Origin of the sequence: Mucilaginibacter flavus (assembly GCF_030409315.1) — a bacterium.
GTDB classification, from domain to species: domain Bacteria; phylum Bacteroidota; class Bacteroidia; order Sphingobacteriales; family Sphingobacteriaceae; genus Mucilaginibacter; species Mucilaginibacter flavus.
The window spans coordinates 1-590 of record NZ_JAUFPS010000045.1; the positions used below are offsets into that span (position 1 = coordinate 1).

The 590-nt window shown below is 53.2% G+C and carries 1 protein-coding gene; it reads left to right on the forward strand.

The genetic code is table 11. The features are described from left to right. Positions 1-590: hypothetical protein (locus QWZ17_RS23240; RefSeq protein ID WP_290307715.1), on the forward strand; the 590-nt coding region annotated here is incomplete at both ends.

Here is a 590-nt window from a genome sequence, read left to right on the forward strand (position 1 = left end):
CTTGTACAATACGACAGGTTCCAGTCCGGGGAGTTTGATTCCGAGCCTGACCTGTTCTTCTTCAACTTCGGCGGCTACTCCGGCAAGTTCTACTTCAACGACGACAGGACGCCGATGCTGCTACCCGAGCAGGATATAAAAATTGAGTATAGCTACACGGAAGGGTCCGCCAAGAGCATACAGGCCTTTGTAATTACAACCCCTGACGGCGTCAAGTACTATTTTGGCGTAACCCCCTCGACGACGGACGTCGATCCCGTTGAATACACCAAAGTGTTTACGTCCCAGAGCGGGCTCGGCTGGGACCAGGTGATCTCAAGCTGGTATTTGAACAAAGTCGTGTCTGCCGACGGCAACAATACCATTACACTCAACTACCGGTCATCGAACTACAGCTACTACACGATCTCCACCAGTGTGGCAGGCAGCACGGGCGCGCGGGGGTATAAACAGGTCCGTAACTATGTAAATGGCGTAGAGCTCGACAATATTACGTCGGCCAACGGTCAGGTTAATTTTGTCGCTGCCGACACGCCGAGGGATGACCTTTCCAGCGACAACCCGAACGGCATAGAGGCGGTGAATACCAC